The sequence below is a fragment of the Mesorhizobium sp. P2_E7 genome (assembly GCF_056403855.1).
In genome coordinates, this window is sequence record NZ_JBFUER010000001.1 from 463,677 (window position 1) to 483,824 (window position 20,148).

The window sequence follows — 20,148 nt, forward strand, 5'->3', positions numbered from 1 at the left end:
GATCGCTTTACATGATCAGCGCGGCGCCAAGCCCAGCCGCAATCACAATGTGCTGGCAAACACTATCGACGTCGCGAAGGACGTCGTCGTTCCAAAAGCGAAGAACAGTCCACCCGTCTTCTTCAACGCGCGTCGTCCTCGCTCGATCGCGCGCGGCTGAATCGGCTTCCGCATGCTGGGAGCCGTCAACTTCCACGGTGAGCTTCTTTTCTGGGCAGGCGAAGTCGACAATGTAATCGGCGATCGGAAATTGCCGGCGGAAGCCAAGCCCCATCAAGCGATGCGCGCGAAGTTCATTCCAAAGCTTCAACTCGGCGTCGGTCATCACCTTGCGCATCGACCTGGCTTTTGAACGATGCCTCGGGGGCAAAGGCGTGTGCGGCATTATGAAAGCCCCGATGCGGGCACTCTACGGCGCCCCCCTCTGTCCTGCCGGACATCTCCCCCACGAGGGGGGAGATTAGCCGTCACCGGCGCTCTGCTCAACAGTTGCCGTTCCAAAAATCATCACTCCAAAAGCCCCCAAACAACGCGATCGGCATGCGTGGCGGCTTGCCATGCCGCGACCTCCGGCAAAGCGCTCAATCCGCAGGAACCAGACAAAATGGTGCATATCATTCCTCTCTCGGTTGCCCGGCGTCGGTCTGGCAATGCGCCACAAGGTGCTGGCTCCTCGCCGGCAGGCGGGCCAAGCTAGCAGCTCGACGGCTACTGGCAGGAGGTTGCCCAGCATTACGCGCAGCGCATGGCGCAGCAGCAGGCCTTCGACACAGAGATCGCCGCGCGCAAGCTGGATGGCGAGATCGCAAAGGCCGAAGCGGACGCGGTTGCCAATGCGCCGGCAGATGGAGCCGGCCTGCACCAAGGCATGTATGGCGAGGTCGACCCGCATACGGGGCGCGTCTTGCAAACGGGCCGGTTCGACACCCTGTTCAAAAGCTTCCTGAGCCAGGTGCCGCCCGAACTACATCCTGGCCTGGCCGCCCGCAAGGAAACGCTTCGCACGGAGGGTGCGTGGCGCATGGCCGCGCAGCAGCTCCAGCGCCGCAAGGACTACGAGCATGCTGCCGTCGACACAACGCTGACGACCAACGCCATCGCGATAGGCAAAGCCGACCCCGACGACCTCGTCACCTTCGAAGCGGCCCGGGAGCAGGGTCTCGACCTGATCAACAAGATGGGGGTCGACCCCGGTATCAGGCAGCAAATCGCCAAGGACTGGTACAGCACCGCCGCCAAGACGCGGTTTGAGGCGCTGATCGCCAAAGACCCGCAGCGTGCGCTGGAAATATTCGGTCTCGGCACGCCGGCCGCCGATGGCGCGGCTGCGGACGATAGCGCGCAAGCGGTAGGCAATTCCTTTGCGGACGGGCCGAAGATGGCGCCCGGGAAAGAAGGCCGCGGGGCGCAACTCGGCCGTTTGCCTACGGATACGTTGCTTGCCGATCTGTCACCCGACACCGCCAGCGACCTCGTTCGACAGGCGCATGCGGCAAACGCGGCAAGCCTGATCAACGCCCGCACTGACATCGCCTTGGCCGCTCAGAACGCACCAGACGCCATCGCAAACACTGGCGTCTATTCCGGCAAGATACCAGGTCCTGAAACCTTTGCAGCTGTCTATGGCGTCGAGGAGGGCGCCAGGCAATACGGAGATTTTGCCAGAAAGATTGATGTTGGTCGTCAGGCTTTCGGCATGCTGACCATGTCCAACCAGGCGATCCATGCGGCGCTGCGCGATGCTGAATCGGGTCCGGCAGGCTCCCAAGACGAGCAGGCGCGGTATCAGGTGACGGCTGCAGCCGCGCTTAAGACGCTGGACGCCAGACGAATCGATCCTGCCGGATACGTCCGCAAGGTCTTTCCGAGTGTCGACGCAGCCTGGAGCAAGATCACCACGCCCGATAGTGAGTCCTGGAATCGTGAAGGAGAGCCGGACACCTATGATCCGGGAGCCTATGGCCGGGCAATCGCCGCTTCAGTTGCGGCACAAAAGCAACTGGGCATCGAGAACTATCAACCTTTGCCGTGGTCCGTTTTCAGGAATATCGCCACGATATTCAAAGACGCAAGCGTGCCGCATGCGGACAAGCACACCATCTTGTACAGCCTCTTTGATGGGGCGTCCGATCCGGAGGTCCGAGCAGCCTTATCCCAGCAGCTCTTCCAAGCTGGACTTCCCCAATCTGTCGAAAGCCAACCGGCCAAGCCAGCCGTCGCACCAGTGGCCGCCGGGAAGCAGAATCAACCGCCTGCTCCTTCAGGCTCAAGGAAACCCCAATCCAAGCTGGAACAGGCAGCGGACGATTTCGGCAACTACCTCAGCGAGGGTTTCGAGGCCCTGGGCAGAGCCCCGCACGACATTGGGCTGGCGCTTCAGGATTTGCGTGATTCCCCTTTGAGCTTTCTCGAGCAGCTGCCGGTCACCCCTGGGTCGGGCGCCGTTGCCGAAGGGCGTTTAGCAGTAGAAGCGGCTGGCGAAGCCGTCGCAAAAGGCTTGGCCGTCGTCCGTGGCGGAATGGGCAGGTTTGCCAGGCCGCTGGAGGAGGTTGCGGCAGGTGGTTCTCGCGCCACATCAGAGCTTGCCGCAGAGGCTGCAGTTGCACGCCAAGCCGCCGAGACCAAGTCTCTGGTCAAAGCAGCAGACGATGTCGCATATCGTGTTAGCACCGGTGTCAAACTCGAGAGGGCCGAGCTTCTTCAGATAATAAAGTCGATCGCAAGAGATCCTTCCAAGGTAAGGTATGGAGGGGCCTCGTTGGGGAGGGCTGCTTCAAAAAATTACCGCAAAACATTTCTTGATGCGAACCCGAATCTGCAGGGAGAGGTTGTGGTACACCACGCTGCAGAACGACAGGTATGGAGAAGGTTTCCAAGCATTGTCGCTGTGGACGAGGAGCACTCTCTTCAGAATCTTCGAGGCATACCAAAAGGATTAGACAATCTTTTGCACAAGGTCATTTTCCGGTTCGAGTGGGACGAATTTTATGAGTCGCATCCCCAACCAACCCGCCAGCAAGTACTGGACTACATAGGTTACATCGACAAGAAATACGGGCATCTGTTCAATCCTCCAATAGGTGAGTGATGCAATACTTTAAAATACGACCGAACGTGGCTGGCGGGCTTGGCGAAAACACTGTTCTCGACCGGAGCGCCCATCCGCCGATCGTCACCAAGCTTCACTACGAGGTGGAGGGCTGGTTCGGTGATGTGATTGTTGCGACATTCCCCTGTTTCCTCGTCACTGAGGAAGCCCAGCGAGCACTGCAGAAGATGGGTTTTTCAGGTGCGACGTTCGCCGAGGCCGAGGTGACTATCTCGGAGGAGTGTCAAGAGGATCAACCTGGGTTGGAGTTGCCACCTTTCGTCTGGTTGAAAGTGAATGGGAAGGCTGGCCGCGACGATTTCGGGATCGCAATACCCTTCCGTCTCGTCATCTCGAAGCGTGTTCTTGATTTGCTAGAATCGTTGGGAATACCGTTTGCAGTGGTGGAACCCTACGAACAGTAACGGCATCGCGCTTTTGTTGTCGCGGCGATGCAAAGCTGACCGGCCTCTTCAGTTAAGTTTGGCGGTAGCCCAATCGACGCCTCCGCAGGTTGAATGTTCAGCAGCGCCAGCTTTTCAGACCTTGGCGCTGCCCCTCATCCGCCCTTCGGGCACACCTTCTCCCCGTGAACGGGGAGAAGGTGGCTAGTCATCAATAATCGCCGTTGTAATACCGGTCGTCGCAGGGGGCCGTGTAGATGCGGCCGCGGCGGTCCTGGTAGCGGCAGAGCTGCTCGCCTCGGCGCTGTGGCGTGGTCGACTGGCCGATGACGGCGCCGAGCAGGGCGCCGCCGGCGGCGCCGACGACCGTGCTTTCGGTGTTGCCGCCCAGCGCCTGGCCGGCAAGGGCGCCGACGCCGCCGCCGATGAGCGCGCCGGTGGTCGCCCTCTGCTGCTGTTCGGTCTGGGTGGCGCAGCCTGCAAGTGCTGCAGTCATGAGCACGGCGGCTAGGGCTTGTCTGATCATCTTGAAACTCCTTTGAAGCCCCAAACGCGGAATGGGGCGAATGGTTGCCAGTTGCTGGCGCATTGCGGCCAAACGGCGGCACGCAGGCTCACGAAATGAGACATGGTTTCTCAGGCCTTGAAGATGATGGTCGCCAAAGCGGAAACGCCTTGCGCGAACAAAACGATAGCGCCTCGGCTTGAATCGATACGCCAGCGCTGATCCGGCGCTTTCTGAACGACGTCCTTCCCGGAAAATTCCCCCAAGAATGGAGATACCAATGACCCGAGGTCTTCCCCGGACGCTGTCGCGTGCCGCGGCGCGCGAAGCCGGACTTGCCCCGCCCAAATTCGGCCTCAAGGCCGTCACCACGGGGCAGGGCGGATCGTACCGCACCGTGTTCACCTTTGCCGGCATGCAGGTGCCGGTGACAGATGCGCTGGCCTATGCCAGCCAGAAACTCTTCGACTTCGCCGACGGCAAGGTGCGCATCAAGGGCGGCACGGCACGATTGCAATTTGCGGTGCTGAGCACCCGCGCGGCGACCATCAACGACAATGCGGCGCTGACCTGGTCGCTGGGTTCGGCCGCGGCATCGAGCGCCACGCTCGCCGGCACCATGGTCAATGTGCTGGCTTCGACCAGCCGCACGCTGGACGGTGTTGGTGCTGCGCTGTCGACCGCCTCGACCGCGGATGTCGCTGCTGCAGCGACGCTGGATGGCACGGCGACGCCGGTGGATCTCTATCTCAACCTGGCGTTTGCCGCCGGCACCGACATCGACGCCGACGGGACGATTGCGGTGACGGGCACGATCACGCTGCTGTGGGAGAACTGGGGCGATAACGCTTGAGGGCTAATCTCCCCCCTCGAGGGGGAGATGTCGCCGAAGGCGACAGAGGGGGTCGGTGCGACTGGGCGCGACCCCATTCTGCGACAGATAAAGCTAGCGCTCCACGCGCGGCGACCCCCTCTGGCCTGCCGGCCATCTCCCCCTCGAGGGGGGAGATACCAGCTTCACCCACGCCTCGTTTCTTCCAACACCCCTCAACCGTCTCGGCGCAGCGCGCCGATCCACCTTCTCCCACAAGGGGAGAAGGAGAAGAAAGGAACATTACATGACAGATCTGGCAGACGCCGGGTCCGTGGCTTCGCGGCCGGCGGGCAACCTGGCAACGCCTCCGGCCGGCGGGGATAACGGGTCCGCCCCGCCGGCCGGCAAAAGTTGGTTTGACGGTCTTTCCGAAGGCAACCGCAAGCTCGCTGAAGCCAAGGGCTGGACCAAGGCCGAAAACCTCGATCGGGTTTTCACATCTTACGCCGAACTGGAACGGCAGCAGGGTGAAAGCCTGCGCGTTCCGGCCGCGGACGCATCCCCGGAAGACTGGCAGAAATTTCATGCCCGGCTGCCCGAGACCATGCGTCCGGTCACCTCGTCCGAAAAGGTCGAATACCGACGGCCGGACGGCTTGCCGGAAAACTTCGCCTATTCGGACGAGCTCGCCAATGCGTCCAAGGCCTGGGCGGTCGAAGCGGGTGCTTCGCCGAAGACCGCGCAGGCCTATCACGACAAGTTCGTCGGCTACATGGCCGAGCAGGCGCGGGTGCAGGAAGTCGCCCTTGCCCGCTCGGTGGAAGCCACGCACGACGATCTTGTCAGGGATTGGGGACCGACCCAGAGCGATGGCTTTCGCCAAAAGCTCGAGGTCGCCAACCGGGCGATGAAGAAGCTCGGCCTGGTCGACGCCTACAAGGCAAAGGGCATCCTTCTGCCTGACGGCGCGCTGACCGATCCGCAGATCGCCAAGGCGTTCCACGCCATCGGCGAGGCGATGTTCCGGGAAGACACGATCGACGGCGGTGGGCGTTTGGGCACGGGCAATCCGTTCAAACGCAACGCCGCTGGCGAACGCAACATTTCGGCGATTTCAGCCCTTGTCAAAAGCGACCCCGCCCGCGCCCGGCGGCTGGCACGCGAGGCCGGAGAGAATCCGGACCTCTGGATGCCCAACAACCCGCTCTGACGAGCGGATCACCGCCACATCAAACCTCAAAGGAAGTCAAAAATGGCAGACGCCTATACCCGCATCGCGGACGCGATCGTTCCGTCCGTTTATGCCCAGTACTCGTTCGAGGAGCATGTCCAGTCGCTGGAAATCTACCAGGCCGGCATCCTCTTCAACGACCCGGCCATCACCGCCAAGCTCTCGATGGGCGGCCGCTCCGTCGACATGCCTGGCTGGAAGGATCTCGGCAACGATCCATCGGAACCGGTCAATGACGATCCGGCCGATTCCATCGAGATGAAGAAGATCGGCGCCCGCCGCGAGGTCGCCGCCCGCAATGTCCACGCCCAGGCCTGGGGCGTGCCCGACCTGACCTCGATCCTGGCCGGCGACGATCCGCAGAAACTGATCGTCAAACGGCAGACCGAGTACTGGCAGCGCGCCAACAAGCTGACGCTGCTCGGCATCCTGAAAGGCGTCGTCGCCGACAACATCGCCAATGACGGCAGCGACCTGGTGCGTGTCACCGGCGCCTCCATCGTCGACACCGACATCATCGAGGCCGCGTATCTCATGGGCGACCGCGCCGACAAGTTCAAGACGATCTGGATGCACTCCAAGCAGATGAAGGCGCTGAAGCTCGCCGACCTCATCGACTATGTGCCGTCCTCCGAACAGGGCGGGCCGCTCATCTCCTATTACATGGGGCTGCGCTGCGTGGTCGATGACGACATTCCGGTCGCGGCCGGCGTCTACACCGCCTTCATGTTCAAGGACAAGGCGATCCTGTGGAACGAGCTGCCGGTCAACACCGAGGGCGGCCCGCTGGAGTTCGACCGCAAGCCGCGCCAGGGCCATGGCGGCGGCGTCACCGAAATGGTCGGCCGAAGGCATTTCGTGCCGCATGTGCCCGGCACCCGTTTCCTCGACGCGTCATCGGCCGGCGAGTTCGCCACCGATGCGGAACTCGCGCTGGCGGCGAACTGGGACCGCACGGCGTCGAGCGTCAAGAACATGACCTTCATCGCGCTGAAGACGACCGAGGCGTAATTAGACGAGGGCGGAGCAATGCTCCGCCCTCGCCACTATATCAACTTGTAATCGGAGGCTTAACTGTTTCCTTGCCGAGAGGGCCTAGAATAGCAATCTACTGCGGCGCGAGAATATTAGCTTGAACTGGTTCCTCCTTGCCATCACGATAGCCCTTATCCTGTCCGCGCCGTTCCATTTGTATGGGGGCCATCTTCTCGGAGAGGAAGTCGAGGTAGACCCTCCAAAGGGCAAGTCCCTGTACTCAATGCTCTATTCAATTTCGAGCTGGGCAAAGTATGGCGCCCTCAAGCGGCAGGCTGACCGGGGCGATCGTTTCGCTTGGTGGTGCTTGCTCCTGTTCGGCTCGGGGCTGGTATGGTGTGCTCTCATCGTTTTGGCGATGTTCTCCAGCCCGATCTGGCGCAACTGGCTGCTCTGACAGGCCAGAAGCGGCTGCGCACTGGTTCTTGACACCGCACTCTTTCGCGCCCCCTGCAGATAAATTCCCGAGCCGCCTTTGGCGGCTTTTTTCATGCCCGAACCTTGACCCTTGCTCAATTCACGAGGCGCTGATCCATGGCCATCACCCCGCTCGACATCGCCAACATGGCGCTCGCCGTCCTCGACGAGGCGCCGATCGACAGTCCCGACCAGGACGTCAAGGCGGCGCGCCTGCTCAACCTGCATTTCGACCTCGCGCGGGAAGCAGAACTTGCCAAGCACGCCTGGGTGTTTGCCATCCTGTCGGCCAGCGTCGCCGGCGCCGACACCGGCAGCGGCGATTGCACCTTGAATTTCGCCTATGAACTGCCCGCCGATTGCTTGCGGCCACTGCCGCTGACGGCCAATGGCGAGCCCGACGGCGTGCCGATCTCCTGGCGCCAGGAAGCCGGGCTGATCTATTGCGACCGGTCCGGCCCGTTGATCATCCGCTACATCGCCAATCTCACCGATCCCAACGACTGGGATGCGCTGTTCACCGAAGTGCTGGTGGCAGCCCTTGCCATCAAGATCGCACATCCCTTGACCCACAAGGCCGGCATGATCGACATCGCCCGCTCGGCCTATGACCGTGCGCTCGACGCCGCCTTTGCCGCAAACGCCATCCAGCGCGGCGGCCGGCTCTACACCGCTTGCTGGGCGCAGCAGCGTGGCGATTTCAGGGTGTTTGGCCGATGACCGCGCTCTATCCCGTCCAGGACGTCTTCACCCGTGGCGAAATCTCGCCCCGGCTGCATGCGCGCGCCTCGCTCGACCTCTATCGGGCGGCATTGTCCAAATGCGAGAACTTCGTCACCCTCCCGCATGGCGGCATCAGGAAGCGTGGCGGGACGTATTTCGTTGGCGGGGTAAAAACCCCCGCCAAGGCGACGCGGCTGATCCCGTTCATCTTCAGCGCCGACCAGGCCTATGCGCTGGAATTCGGCGACCTCTACATCCGCGTCTACGCCTATGGTGCGCGCGTCGGCACGGTCGAGGTGGCGAGCCCGTATCTCGAGGCTGACCTGTTCGATCTGCAATACGTCCAGTCCGCGGATCAGATGTGGATCACGCATCGCAACTACCCGCCCAAGGTGCTGACCCGTACGGCCCACACGATTTGGATGCTGAGCGATTTCGAATTTCTCGACGGGCCCTATGACCCGATCAATACAACCGGGACGACGATGACGCCGGCCAGCTACGGCGGCTACTCACCCAAGATGACGAGCAACACAGCACCGAGCGGAACAGTAAGCGCATCGAACGCGTCCAGTGATGCATATCTGATCATGGACAAGAACAGCAGGACGGTTGCCGAGGTGGGCTCGGGAACAAATGGCTGGATACAATACCGGCAGCCGGGTGGCGCGCAGAAGGTTTGCAACGCCTACTGGGTGCAGGCTGCCAACAGTGCTTCTGAAGCCGAAAACATGCCGACGCAATGGGAAATCCAGGGCTCCAACGACGGGTCGACATGGACAACCATCGATTCGCAAGTAGGGCAGATGGGATGGGGAACCTCCGAGCGGCGGTTCTTCGAGTTCGTCAACAAAACGGCTTTCGAATATCTGCGCATGGACGTGGAAGGCGGCGGCGGTGCCGACAGCACCAGAACCGATTTCGCGGAGTGGGCGCCCAACGAAGACGGCGACACGATGACGCCGTTCAACCTGACGGCATCGTCGATTGCCGGCATCAACGACGGCGCCGGGTTCCAGACATCGGATGTCGGCCGCGCCATCCGGCTGCTCGGTTCGGACGGACGGTGGCGCTGGGCCAAGATTGCCGCTCGCACGAGCGCGACAGTCGTTACCGTTCGCATGTATGGACACGCCTTGCCGGACCTGAGCCCGATCACGCGCTGGCGGCTCGGCACTTTTGTGCCCGGCAAATATGTCGAGAGCGGTTCCCTCTATGAAGAGCGGTTGGCCTTCAGCCGAAAGTTTTCCGTCTATGCCTCGCAGACCGGCGACTTCGACAATTTCGCGCTCGGCGAAAAGGACACCGACGCGCTGGAGTTCATCCAGGCCGGCGGCGGCCAGGCCAATGACATCGCATGGGTTGCGGACGCCGATGGCGCGCTTCTGATTGCGACCGCCGGCGGTATCCGGGCGATGTCGGGTTCCGGTGTCGATGAAGCCCTGACCCCTTCGTCATTCAAGAACAGGAAATCGCGCACGTTTGGCGCGGCTCCCATACGGCCGGTCGATGCGGGCCAGTCGTTTCTCTATGTGACCCGCTCGCGCATGGCGATTGCCGAGCTCACCCAGGCGGCGACCGGCAAATACACCTCGGACGATGTCGGGCAGATCTCCGAGCATATCCCGAAGAAGGGTGTCATCGAACTCGCCTTCCAGACCGATCCCGATCCGTTGCTGTGGTTCCCGCTCGACAATGGCGAGTTGGGCGGCTACACGCATCAGCCCTCGCAGGAAGTCCGGGGCATGCATCGGCACGACATCGCCGGCTCGTTCTCCGGTTCGGCCTGGGGGATTGTCGAAAGCGCATGCGTCACGCCCGGGCAGGATGGAAATGACGATCTTTGGCTGATCGTGAAGCGCACCGTTGGCGGCGCTACCCAACGCTATATCGAGATCAAGACGTCACCCTTCGAATATGGCGACATCAGCGATGCTTTCGAGGTCGATTGCGGCCTGACCTATTCGGGCGTGGCCGTGGCCACGGTTTCCGGGCTTTCGCACCTCAATGGGCAATCGGTAGACGTGCTGGCCGATGGCAAGGTCTACAAGAGCCTGACCGTCGGCTCAGGGCAGGTCACGCTTCCCGGAGGTGCCACCGCGGCGAAATGGCAGGTCGGCCTGCCCTATGCGGCAGAGGTGGCAACGCTGGAACTCGATGTCGGCGGCAGGGACGGTTCAATCGTCGGCCGTCGCAAGAAGGTGGCCCGGATCATCCTGTCGCTGCTGGAAACCGACACCACCGGGCTGCAGGTGCAGTCCTTCATCCGCGGCCGCTGGGAACCGGTACGCATGCCGAGCATCGTCGCGCCTGACGGCAAGGCGAAACTGTACACCGGCAATGTCGAAGTTCCGGTCGACGACAGCTGGGAAGGCCAGGGCAGGGTCAGGATACGCCACGTCAACCCGACGCCCTGCACGATCCGGGCGCTTACGCCGGTGTTCGATGCTGAGCCGTAGGTCGAGGCGCTGAGGCTGCTGATCTCCCCCCTTGAGGGGGAGATGGCCGGCAGGCCAGAGGGGGTCGGTACGACCGGGCGCGACCTTCTTGCGACCGACGAAGGTTAGCGCTCCACGCGAGACGACACCCTCTGTCGCCTTCGGCGACATCTCCCCCTCAAGGGGGGAGATAAACTGTCGCCCCACTTCTCCCACAAGGAATCCACACCCCATGACCCCCCATGCCGAAACCCTCGGCAAGGCGCGGACGGCTGCCGATTTCGCTGCCGTCATCGCCTTGCTCGATACCGACCTCAACGACGCCGTCTCCCGCCGGCGCGCGCTGGAACAGGCCGAGGACCATGCCGTCTTCGGCGACGGTGATCTCGCCGCCGCGCGTGCCGCGCTCGATGCCTGCAACGACACCATCGCCGTGCTGGAAAAGACCATCTGCGCCGCCGACACGCGCCGCATCGAGGCCGCCGAGAGCGAAGCGCGCGCCGACATTGCCGCTCTTGGCGATGAGATCACGGCCAAGGCCGCCACCCTGACCGAGCGCTGGCGAAGCGCGCGCCGTCTCGTCGAGCAGCTTCGCCAGGAACTGTTCGAGGCAGATGCGCTTGTCCGCGCCATCGCCACCGCCAACGGCCTGTTCGATGCCGCCGGTGTCACCGAGCTGAAGGTCAACCTCACCACCACCCGCCGCGCCGCCATGGCCGGCGCGCGCGCCGCTGCACCGGCGCGCCTCAGCCGCGCCGGCTTGCAGGCCGACCGGCTGCTTCTGTCCCTGCTCGCCACCGGTGGCGCGCTCGACCCACGCCCGCAGCTCGGCGCGCCGGTCGCCGGCGTCAAAACCAAATTCATTCCTGCAATGGCGCGAGGCTGAACCATGTGCACACTTGCCCTTCTCGGCACTGTTCTTTCCGTCGGCGGCGCGCTGGTGGAAGGCCAGCAGTCGAAGCAGATGGCCGACTATCAGGCCAAGGTCTACGAGCAGCAGGCGCAAGCCGACGCCCAGCAAGCCGCCTTCGACCAGACCCAGGAGCGCCACAAGCAGGATCTGCTGCAGGCGCAGGCCCTCGCCCAGGCCGGCGCGTCTGGCGTCGGCATTGCCGGCTCGCCGACCGAGGTGCTGGCGGCCAACGCCCGCCAAGGCCAGACGGATCTCGGCGCGCTGCTCTACGGCTCGAAGCTGCGCCAGAACAGTCTGAACACGCAGGCCGCCATCTCGCGCTTTTCCGGCAAGCAGGCGGTGACCGCGTCGCTCTTCAAGGCAGGCGATGCGCTGGTTAGCGGCCTTTCCAAAATCTACGACCCGTCGAAGGCGATGGCTCCCAGTGCGACCGGCGCCACCGTGCCAGGTCGTTCCGTGATCTTCGGTGGTCCAGCCGTCAGGGCTCCGTGGGCGGGGAACACCTAAATGGTGCACATCATCCCGATCTCCGTTGGCCAGCGCCGGCTCGATACCGGCAATGCGGTGCAATATCCCCAGGGGTCGCCGATCGGCGGCGCCATGCAGGGTTTTGGCGACCACCTTTCCGCTCTCGCCGACCGCTACCAGCAGATGAAGGACCAGCAGGACGCGTTCGACGCCGAGCTGGCGCACCGTGGATTCGACGCGCGGATCGCGCAGGCGGAGGACGAAGTGGCGGCGAACGCGCCGGCCGATGGCGCAGGCATGCATGAAGCCATGTATGGCGAGGTCGACCTGCGCGCCGGCCGGGTGGTGAAAACAGGCCTGTTCGACACGCTGTTCGACGATGCGAAGCGGACGATGCCCGAAAGCCAGCGAGCCGCGTTTGCAGGTCAGAAGGAAAACAAGCGCGTCGTTGGCGCATACCGCATGGCGCTGCGGCAAAAGACAAAGCGCGACGACTACGAGAAGGCCGTCGTCGACACGACGCTGACGACCAATGCCATCGCGATCGCACAAGGCGACCCGAACGACACCGCGACCTTCGAGGCGATCCGGCAGAGCGGGCTCGACCTGATCGCCAAGATCGGCAACCCGCTCACCCGGCAAGCCGCGGAAGCATCGTGGCGCACCAACTCGGCCAAGGCGCTGGTTCAGGCGATGATCGCCACGAACCCGAAGCGGGCGGCCGAGATGTTGGGCGCGAAGGAGGCTGGAGGGTGGGGCGAGGATGGCACGGCAGAGGCCATTGGCGGCTCCAGCGCCTCGGGCGGGTCCAATGGGGCGGCTGCGAAGCGCGACCGCATCGGCAAACTCACACCGGACGAAAGAGTAGCGCAGGCGTTCAAGGACGATGTCCCATTCGAAGATCGGCCAATCCTGGCCGCGCAAGCCCGAGCTGCCGACGCTGCTCAGCAACTCGGGGCGCGCACCAACATTGGGCTGGCCGAGTTCAACGCACCGGCGGAAATTAGAAAAACTGGGAAATACTCTGGCCCAACGCCGACTGAAGAGCAGTTTGTTGCTCTTTATGGCGCGACCGAAGGCGGCAGGCGGTTCGAAGCTTTCTCCAAAGCCGGGGAGACCAATCGCCTATTCCACGACATGCTGACCATGCCGAATGATGCCGTGCGGGCAATGGTCACCAACTCCGAACCCAAAGCAGGTAGTGTCACGCCAGCGGAAGATAAAGCTCGGCATGACGCCGTGTCCGCCGCCGCCGAGCTAACGCTTAAGGCCAGGCAAGGTGATCCAGGCGGCTACGTTCGCGATGCTTTTGCCGCCTTGGACGCCGCCTGGAACAACCTTTCGAAACCGGAAGACTACCGAGCGGCGATGATCGGCTCGATTGCTGCTCAGCAGCAGTTGGGTTTCGAGAGAGTTCAGCCACTACCGAATTCCGTGGCTAGCAGCGTTGTGGGACAAGTCAAACAAGAAAACCAACCGCAAGATCAGGATCAAAAGTTAAGTAGCATTTTCGCTGTGCTCCCAACGCGGGCTGCGCGCGATGCAATGTTAGCTCATCTCCTCCGAACAAGCGCAACACAAGCGACAGAGAGCGTGGCGAATCGATCGCGTAGGGAAGCGATAGTTGATCCTTTGATGCTGCTCGATCCGACCAAAGCCGTTGGTTTGAAAGATTTTGGAGCAAATGCAGAAGCAACCAAGCGGTTTCTCACGGCCAGAGAGAAGGTGGGCCGAGCAATAGTTGGCGATTCTGAGCTAGGGAGTCTGAGGCGACGTCTTGCGCGAACATTCATCGGCTCTGAGGGAGCCGGCAACGAGGATATTTCGGTCGTAGACTTCATACCCTACCTGGGAGGCGCGTTCGCGCTCGACGATGCGGCGAATGCTGCGCTCGACGGCAACTATAGCGAGGCGTTGCTTGACGCCTTGGGCGTCATTCCAGCCGAAAAATTGCTGACTCCGGCCATCAAGCGAGGTGGCCGAATTGCAGAACCATGGCTTAAAAGCCTCTCAGCATCTCTCAAATGGTCCGATGATCTGCCTGAAGGGACTGAGGCGCTGATTCGAGGCGTTGATGCGGAAACCTATCGACTACAGCAAACGCTCGCGCGTTCTCCATCAAAATTTCCAAGACGCAAGACCCCTTATGGCGAAATATCCGATAGCGCCTTCGACACCGCATCCATGGCTGAGATTCTTGCAAGGGACCCTTCCTCCATCAAGCATCCAGGAGCGAAGGTTGGCTGGACAAGCTCAAACGATTATCGAAAGACCTTTTTCAGCGCGCACCCTGAACTCAATGCCAACGACTATGTCGTCCATCATCGGGCAGAGCGGCAGGTTTTAGATAGGTATCCTGGTCTTTTTTCGCTTGAAGAGCTAAATTCAATAGAAAACCTCAGCGGCGTCAGGAAAGAGTATGACATAAATTTGCACATAAGGGTAATTCGTTACGAATGGGATAGGTTTTATAAGACTCACGCCACCGCCACTCGCCAACAGGTTCTTGACTATGCGACAGAAATCGATAAAAAATATGGACACTTATTTGATCCGCCGGTAGGTGAATGATGATATATTTTGAAATTGAACCCGACGTCGCCGGCGGAATAGGCCGCGGCACCGTCATGGATACCAGCGTTCATCCGCCTGTCGTAAGCAAGCTCGTTTACCACGTCGAGGGGTGGTTTGGTGACTCGATCGTGACCACCTTTCCTTGTTACCTCGTGACCGAGGAAGCCAAGCGCAAGTTGGTCGATATTGGAGCATCAGGTGCTGCTTTCGCAGAGGCCGAGATAACTATATCGGAGAATTTTCACGAGCTGCAGCCTGGTGTGGAGCTTCCGTCTTTCGTCTGGCTGAAGGTAGACGGAAGAGCGGGGCGCGATGATTTTGGCATTGCCGGGAATCTCAATCTCGTCGTGTCAGAGCGCGCTTTGGATGTGCTTGATGAACTTGGGCTGCCATCCGCTAGCATTCGGCCGTTTCCTGCCGAAGTGTAGAGTCAATGTCTGTTAGTATTGCCACGACCCCTTTGATCAAACTGACAACGGACCAATTCCTGTTGCTATCGGTTTCATCGCCGGCGCGGCAGCACCCGCTGGAGCGCAGTCATCGCAATTTGGTTGCTACCGCGCTGGACACGGGAAGATCGCCACCGGAGGCCGTCGACGCGGGTTTGGAATATTTTCTTGAGATATATCTCTCGAGAAGTCATCAAGGGTTGGCTTGCCTCACTGACAGAAAAACCTAGCCTAACGGCGGTTTGTCAAAGGCTTATCCAATACGCCATCAATGACGCATAGGAGAGATAGAGTGGAAGATAATCCGCGCTATGACGGAAAGCCGTTGCTTAAACTCTTGGAATTCTATGTTTTGTAGGTAATTGGTGAGCTGCCCGAAGAGGTGGATAAATCCTTGAAGGCGATAGCTCCCAAACTGCACGTTCTCTATGGTGGCGATGGGCAGTGGCAGGGTGCAATTGCTGCATCGGTTCATTTTTCCGACGACATACCGGTCGAAATTCGAGGTCTGTGGACGAGGAACCTAGAGATCGCTCGCGACAACGACGCCCAGTCACAGTCCGCACTATAAGCTGGATGGTCCGAAGCTTGGACAGCATTGGCACGGCACTGTTGACGAGCTTCGGGAGTTTCGCCCTGGGAAGTTTGGCATCAAGCTGCCCAAAGACTATTATCCTTCTCAGCCCTAGTCGGGCAACATAGATGCTGCATGCTATCGTCACGCATTCAAGAGGTTCGCAATCAATGCGTTTGATTCTGTCCGTCTGCCTTTCCGTTGGCCTTGTCTACGCCGTGCCCGCGTCGGCAATCACCCTTTCAAAGAAAGAATGGAAGGCGTTTTCCTGCGTTCTAGGCAAGGCGCGCGATCAGGGTAACCCTGACGTCGCGGCCGGTTATGCGATCGACGAATGCCCTACGGAGGGCCTGAGTGATGCGCAGAAGGAGCGGATCAGGGATTTGGTCACCCGCCGGCTGATGAAAGAATATGGCTTGACGTGTATCGGAACCGGCTGCGGGGGAGGCGAGTGAAGCGAGAGCCTCAATGCTGTTCGCCGAGGCCCGCCAATCACCGATTTTTGCGGAAGACCGAGCGATGCGCTCGGCAATTGGCTGAAACATCGCCTGATCCTTCTTGTTCCAATGCATATCGAAGCAGGTGACGGTACGGTGTTTCTGACACATGCCGTAGAAAATGAATTCGCCATCGGGCGAGGTCCCGGAAATCACGGCGAGCGATGGCCTGTCAATCTTATATGTGGCGATGCTGCCATCACCGACGATTGCCTGTTTGAGGTACTCGAACGGGGTCTTTTTCTTATCAAGGGCTCGGTACTGACGAAGCTCTGCGTCCGGATACGATGCCGGATCGAACACCGAGCCGTAGTTTTCGGCGAAACCACCAAGCAACCAACCATCGCCATCTTCAAAGAATTCGGGGATCTCGATCTTGCTTCCGCCGCTTAAGGACTCGATCCACTTGATCGGCTCCTTGGCCACCGCAGGCAGCGCCAAGAGGCCGAAGGCGAAGCCAATTGCTTTCATGGCGTCAGCCCTTCGAGCGACAACTGAGCCGAGAATGAGCGACCGCAAGGATGCCCTCTTAGATTGCATTGCGTAGCTACGGAGCCATTCTAGTTGTAGCAGAAGCTGTAACAACCGCGAAGTCATTTTACGAGGTCCTCTAGGCAAGAATCCAGCCAACGTCGCTGGTGAAAGCGAACTTGACTCTGCCCGCGTTGAGGCTCGCGAACACCTCGAATTCTTCGATTGGGTTTTGTCCATCAAGGGCGAGTATCTCGGCCACGGCGCCGAGGGCATCATCTACATCTTTCTGTTCGAGATTGAGCCTAGAAGGCCGGACATACCTGGATGGATTTGGGTGATCGTCGGCGACGTGCCGCCCATATATCCTGGCCGACGACACCAGGACCCCCTTCGAAGCCTTGATGGCTACATCGGTGCGCTCGAAGACTGGGTCGAGGCCGCGCGTCAGGGAAAATCCGTGGCGAAATTGATACCTGTCAATGTCGATGCGATTCCTGCCAACGCCGAGATGCTGGCAGGTCGCCTCAAGTTCCATTCTGCCAGAGCTTAGGAGTTGACCTGCCCCTCTTAGTCGCTGGACGCCACCAGTCAGCGCCTCGAAGGTGATGCGACAGGTCAGGCGCGGGTGCTTTCAGGAAGAGAAATCCGGGAACAAACGAGAGCATCCGGCCAAAGGGGCGGGGCCGCTCCGCCGAGCCCAGCGCCAGCCCGCCAATTGAACCGAAATTTTCAAGCCTCGCTTTCGCGGGGCTTTTTTCATGGAGCAAACCTTATGGCCCGACCTGCAACTGCCGCCGTTCGCCTGTTGACCGGCGAGAGAGAACCCGTGCGCCTGGCGACCACGGGCAATATCACCCTCTGCGGCCTGCAGACCATCGACGGTGTGCCGACCGGGGTCGGCGACCGCGTGCTGGTGAAGAACCAGATCGAAGCCCGCGACAACGGCATCTATACGGCATGCGAAGGCGAGTGGTTCCGCGCCGCCGACGCCCGCAGCAGCCGCACCATGCAGAAGGGCACGACGGTGCATGTGCAGGAGGGCACGGTTTCGGCCGACTTCGTCTATGTCTTCGAAACGCTGGATCCGGTGATCGGCACCGACGCCATCGCGCTCGCGTTCTACCTCTCGGAGGACACGCTGGGCGATGCGGTGGGCGCGGTCAGCGCCGCCGCCGCCAGTGCGGCCGCGGCGCTGACCTCGAAGAACGCGGCGGCTACCAGCGCCACCAATGCGGGAACCTCGGCCACCGCCGCCGCCGGCTCGGCCACCGCTGCTTCCGGTTCCGCCACAACCGCCGCGACCAGCGCCACCAATGCCGGCACTTCGGCAACGGCCGCGGCCGGCTCGGCATCGGGTGCCGCGACCAGCGCCACCAACGCAGGCAACTCGGCCACGGCCGCTGCCGGTTCGGCGAGTGGCGCTTCAGGTTCAGCCGCCGCTGCTTCCACCTCGGCGACCAATGCCGCGACCTCCGCCACCAATGCCGCGGCCAGCGCGTTGGCGGCGGCAACATCGGTGGCAGCACTTGGCTATACGTTTTCGACCACGACAACCGACGCCGACCCGGGCAACGGCACCTTGCGGCTGAACAACGCCAGCGCCGCCCTGGCGACCGCGGCCTATATCGACAATCTCGATGCCGGCGGCGCCACGGTGAGCGGCATCCTGGATGCCTTCGACGACAGCACCAACGCCGTCAAGGGCCAGCTGACGCTGCGCTCGAAAGCCTCCGCCGCCATCTCCTATGTCTACAATGTCAGTGGCGCGGTTGTGGATGGCGCAGGCTACCGCAAGCTGACGCTCGCCTGTGTCAGCGGCGCCGGCACCTTGCCAACGACAGCCAACGGTATCTGGCTGATGTTCGATCGCGCCGGCGACAAGGGTGCGGATGGGACTGGGACAGGGGATTTCACCGGCCCGGCATCTTCCGTGACCGACAACGTTGTAACATTCGCCGGAACCACGGGTAAGATTGGCAAGGACAGTGGCATCAAGGTGACCGACCTGATCGCCGGCCCAGCCTCCGCCGTCGCCGACAACATCGCGACCTTCAACGGCACGACGGGCAAGCTGGCCAAGGACAGTGGGATCGCAGTGTCGAGCCTGGCGCCAAAGGCCAGCCCGACCTTCACGGGAACGCCGGCAGCGCCCACGGCGGCGCCCGGCACCAACACGACGCAGCTTGCGACGACGGGGTTTGTCAGCGCGGCGATTGCAGCGCTTTCAACCTTGTATCAGGCTGCTTCAACCGTTCTTTCCGCATTGGCCGGGATCGGAACGGCTGTGGCCGGCGGCATCATCTACGCCAGCGGTGCGGGGACGTGGGCACGACGCGCAAAGGGCTCCGATGGGCAAATCCTGCAACTCGCCAGTGGTTTGCCGACATGGGCAGCAGGGCCGACCTTCACCAAGTCATTTGAGAGTTCGCAACAGACCATCACCACTAGCGGGTCGCTCACCATCGCACATGGCCTTGGTGCCCAGCCAAAGTTCTACATGGCTGTCCTGCAATGCACCACGGGTGAGTTGGGGTACATTATTGGCGACGAGCTGTTGGTAAATCCTGGCGGCGGCACAGGCAGTAAGGGCCTGTCTATAGTTCCGGACGCTGTGAACTTGAACATTCGCTTTGGCTCCGCCGATCTCGACATTGTTCTCAAAAACACAGGCGGCGGCAGTACTATTACGAACTCTCGTTGGCGACTTGTTCTCAGGGCGTGGGCTTGACCTCTAGTGATCATATGGACGGCGATACCTGTCGCAAGACGAGCCGGAAAATCGAAAGATGTACTGATCGACACCAATGACGACTAACAAAAGAGCTACAATGAACGTTACCGCTGAAATTAAAACTCCAGCGCCGAAGCTATAGGCGGCTGCGGCGATCACTGCCGCAAGTGCAAACATCGAGCTCTGATATCGATACAAAAGCCACATCGCACCCACTCCATCCCACACCCGTAGCGCGCCACAAGATTCCGGGGAAGCCTTATGGCTGACCAGCCCAATGCAAACGGCGGGATAGACGAGTCGTCGCAAATCCGAGTCAAACTGCTTTCCAGTGGCAAGGAAGTCCATACTCCGATGGATGAGTTTGACGCTGCCACGATCCACGGCGCGCTGGCGAAGACCGCACCTGTAGATGCCGACGAGTTCGGCTACTGGGACAGCGCAGGACTGCGCACAGTCAGGGCGACATGGGCTAATCTCAAAGCCACGCTAAAGACGTATTTCGACTCGCTTTGCCAGCCACTGGCGGCGCGGCTCACCTCATGGGCGGCGGTTGTTTGGGTGGCCGGCTTCGTTTGCTGTGACCCCGACATCGACCAATCTGGCGGCGCTGCTAGCCGAAGAAACCGGGACCCGGCCCGGCGGTTTTCGCCAACACCCCAACCTCATAGCGGAATTTTCGGGCACCCCTTGTCGTACAGTTGACGGCCCTACCTTCCCGGCAACCCAGGTTCCTTCTGCTGGCGAATTGGGCGCTATCAGCATTGACGCAGATGGCGTGATCCAGGTGCACATGGACCGCGTCATCCTGGA

General features: G+C 61.2%; 18 protein-coding genes. 15 read left to right on the forward strand and 3 right to left on the reverse strand.

Features of this window, described 5'->3' with window-relative positions; translation table 11 throughout:
• Positions 1–7: 7 nt before the first annotated feature.
• On the reverse strand, positions 8–385 hold the full coding sequence (locus AC1DYC_RS02360) for an endonuclease domain-containing protein (protein WP_477403637.1): 378 nt from the start codon (positions 383–385) through the stop codon (positions 8–10).
• A 360-nt stretch (positions 386–745) separates the two neighbouring features.
• Between AC1DYC_RS02360 and AC1DYC_RS02365 the strand changes: the two genes are divergently transcribed.
• Positions 746–3,088 (forward strand): hypothetical protein, encoded by a 2,343-nt coding sequence (locus AC1DYC_RS02365; RefSeq protein ID WP_477403639.1) that lies wholly within the window; start codon positions 746–748, stop codon positions 3,086–3,088.
• The gene (locus AC1DYC_RS02370; protein WP_477403641.1) at positions 3,088–3,513 is read left to right on the forward strand and encodes a hypothetical protein; all 426 of its coding nucleotides are present in this window, start codon (positions 3,088–3,090) and stop codon (positions 3,511–3,513) included. The genes AC1DYC_RS02365 and AC1DYC_RS02370 overlap by 1 nt, the downstream gene beginning before the upstream one ends.
• Positions 3,514–3,703: 190 nt before the next feature.
• Here the strand turns inward: AC1DYC_RS02370 and AC1DYC_RS02375 are convergent, their stop codons facing one another.
• Positions 3,704–4,018, reverse strand: a complete 315-nt coding sequence (locus AC1DYC_RS02375) for a YMGG-like glycine zipper-containing protein (protein ID WP_477403643.1) — start codon at positions 4,016–4,018, stop codon at positions 3,704–3,706.
• 259 nt (positions 4,019–4,277) lie between these two features.
• Between AC1DYC_RS02375 and AC1DYC_RS02380 the strand changes: the two genes are divergently transcribed.
• The 10 genes from AC1DYC_RS02380 to AC1DYC_RS02425 all read left to right on the forward strand — a co-directional run bounded on the left by AC1DYC_RS02380 (position 4,278) and on the right by AC1DYC_RS02425 (position 15,038).
• The gene (locus AC1DYC_RS02380) at positions 4,278–4,850 is read left to right on the forward strand and encodes a hypothetical protein (RefSeq protein ID WP_477403645.1); all 573 of its coding nucleotides are present in this window, start codon (positions 4,278–4,280) and stop codon (positions 4,848–4,850) included.
• Between the two features lie 265 nt (positions 4,851–5,115).
• The gene (locus AC1DYC_RS02385; RefSeq protein WP_477403647.1) at positions 5,116–6,021 is read left to right on the forward strand and encodes a hypothetical protein; all 906 of its coding nucleotides are present in this window, start codon (positions 5,116–5,118) and stop codon (positions 6,019–6,021) included.
• Between the two features lie 42 nt (positions 6,022–6,063).
• On the forward strand, positions 6,064–7,053 hold the full coding sequence (locus AC1DYC_RS02390; protein WP_477403649.1) for a Coat protein: 990 nt from the start codon (positions 6,064–6,066) through the stop codon (positions 7,051–7,053).
• 121 nt (positions 7,054–7,174) lie between these two features.
• On the forward strand, positions 7,175–7,474 hold the full coding sequence (locus AC1DYC_RS02395) for a hypothetical protein (RefSeq protein ID WP_477403650.1): 300 nt from the start codon (positions 7,175–7,177) through the stop codon (positions 7,472–7,474).
• Between the two features lie 137 nt (positions 7,475–7,611).
• Positions 7,612–8,214 carry a phage connector family protein gene (locus AC1DYC_RS02400; protein WP_477403652.1) on the forward strand — a complete coding sequence of 201 codons (603 nt, stop codon included), beginning with the start codon at positions 7,612–7,614 and terminating at the stop codon, positions 8,212–8,214.
• Positions 8,211–10,676, forward strand: a complete 2,466-nt coding sequence (locus AC1DYC_RS02405) for a phage tail protein (protein WP_477403654.1) — start codon at positions 8,211–8,213, stop codon at positions 10,674–10,676. Before AC1DYC_RS02400 ends, AC1DYC_RS02405 begins: the two co-directional genes overlap by 4 nt.
• A 211-nt stretch (positions 10,677–10,887) precedes the next feature.
• Entirely contained in the window at positions 10,888–11,541 is a 654-nt protein-coding gene (locus AC1DYC_RS02410; protein WP_477403656.1) for a hypothetical protein, read from the forward strand.
• A gap of 3 nt (positions 11,542–11,544) precedes the next feature.
• The gene (locus AC1DYC_RS02415) at positions 11,545–12,075 is read left to right on the forward strand and encodes a hypothetical protein (RefSeq protein ID WP_477403658.1); all 531 of its coding nucleotides are present in this window, start codon (positions 11,545–11,547) and stop codon (positions 12,073–12,075) included.
• Positions 12,076–14,607, forward strand: coding sequence for a hypothetical protein (locus tag AC1DYC_RS02420; RefSeq protein ID WP_477403660.1), 2,532 nt, complete (start codon positions 12,076–12,078; stop codon positions 14,605–14,607).
• The gene (locus AC1DYC_RS02425) at positions 14,604–15,038 is read left to right on the forward strand and encodes a hypothetical protein (protein WP_477403662.1); all 435 of its coding nucleotides are present in this window, start codon (positions 14,604–14,606) and stop codon (positions 15,036–15,038) included. Before AC1DYC_RS02420 ends, AC1DYC_RS02425 begins: the two co-directional genes overlap by 4 nt.
• 870 nt (positions 15,039–15,908) lie before the next feature.
• On the opposite strand, the gene AC1DYC_RS02430 is transcribed toward AC1DYC_RS02425, so the two are convergent.
• Positions 15,909–16,601 (reverse strand): hypothetical protein, encoded by a 693-nt coding sequence (locus AC1DYC_RS02430; protein WP_477403664.1) that lies wholly within the window; start codon positions 16,599–16,601, stop codon positions 15,909–15,911.
• A 232-nt stretch (positions 16,602–16,833) separates the two neighbouring features.
• On the opposite strand from AC1DYC_RS02430, the gene AC1DYC_RS02435 reads away from it, so the two are divergent.
• The 3 genes from AC1DYC_RS02435 to AC1DYC_RS02445 all read left to right on the forward strand — a co-directional run bounded on the left by AC1DYC_RS02435 (position 16,834) and on the right by AC1DYC_RS02445 (position 20,040).
• Positions 16,834–17,154 carry a hypothetical protein gene (locus AC1DYC_RS02435; protein WP_477403666.1) on the forward strand — a complete coding sequence of 107 codons (321 nt, stop codon included), beginning with the start codon at positions 16,834–16,836 and terminating at the stop codon, positions 17,152–17,154.
• Between the two features lie 222 nt (positions 17,155–17,376).
• A complete protein-coding gene (locus AC1DYC_RS02440; RefSeq protein WP_477403668.1) occupies positions 17,377–19,332 on the forward strand; it encodes a hypothetical protein in 1,956 nt (651 codons plus the stop codon).
• Positions 19,333–19,596: 264 nt separating this feature from the next.
• Complete coding sequence (locus tag AC1DYC_RS02445) at positions 19,597–20,040, forward strand: hypothetical protein (RefSeq protein ID WP_477403670.1); 444 nt, start codon at positions 19,597–19,599, stop codon at positions 20,038–20,040.
• Positions 20,041–20,148 lie beyond the last annotated feature (108 nt).